1 protein-coding gene is annotated in these 1,139 nt (G+C 51.6%); it reads left to right on the forward strand.

From position 1 onward, the window contains the following. Window positions 1-1,139: elongation factor Tu (gene tuf / locus GN208_RS17750; RefSeq protein WP_112544647.1), on the forward strand; the 1,139-nt coding region annotated here is incomplete at both ends.

A 1,139-nucleotide genomic window follows, 5' to 3' on the forward strand; every position in this document is an offset into this window, starting at 1 on the left:
TTTGAACGTACGAAACCGCACGTTAACGTTGGTACTATCGGCCACGTTGACCACGGTAAAACTACCCTGACTGCTGCAATCACCACCGTTCTGGCAAAAACCTACGGCGGTAACGCTCGTGCATTCGACCAGATCGATAACGCGCCTGAAGAAAAAGCACGTGGTATCACCATCTCTACTTCTCACGTAGAGTACGATACTCCGACTCGCCACTACGCGCACGTTGACTGCCCGGGGCACGCCGACTACGTTAAAAACATGATCACCGGTGCTGCACAGATGGACGGCGCTATCCTGGTTGTTGCTGCAACTGATGGCCCTATGCCACAGACCCGTGAGCACATCCTGTTAGGTCGTCAGGTTGGCGTTCCTTACATCATCGTATTCCTGAACAAATGTGACATGGTTGATGATGAAGAGCTGCTGGAACTGGTTGAAATGGAAGTTCGTGAACTTCTGTCTCAGTACGATTTCCCTGGCGACGACACGCCAATCGTTCGCGGTTCAGCGCTGAAAGCACTGGAAGGCGAGCCAGAGTGGGAAGCTAAGATCGTTGAACTGGCAGGTTTCCTGGATTCTTACATCCCGGAGCCAGAGCGTGCAATTGACAAGCCGTTCCTGCTGCCAATCGAAGACGTATTCTCAATCTCCGGCCGTGGTACCGTTGTTACCGGTCGTGTTGAGCGCGGTATCATCAAGGTTGGTGAGGAAGTTGAAATCGTGGGTATCAAAGATACTGCGAAAACCACCTGTACCGGTGTTGAAATGTTCCGCAAACTGCTGGACGAAGGCCGTGCCGGTGAGAACGTCGGTGTTCTGCTGCGTGGTACCAAGCGTGAAGAAATCGAACGTGGTCAGGTTCTGGCTAAACCAGGTTCAATCAAACCACACACCAAATTTGAATCAGAAGTTTATATTCTGAGCAAAGATGAAGGTGGTCGTCATACTCCATTCTTCAAAGGCTACCGTCCACAGTTCTACTTCCGTACCACAGACGTAACAGGTACTATCGAACTGCCGGAAGGCGTTGAAATGGTAATGCCGGGCGACAACATCAAAATGATCGTCACCCTGATCCACCCAATCGCAATGGACGATGGTCTGCGTTTCGCAATCCGTGAAGGCGGCCGTACCGTTGG

Origin of the sequence: Morganella sp. HSTU-ASny43 (genome assembly GCF_022819185.1) — a bacterium.
Lineage (GTDB): Bacteria > Pseudomonadota > Gammaproteobacteria > Enterobacterales > Enterobacteriaceae > Morganella > Morganella morganii.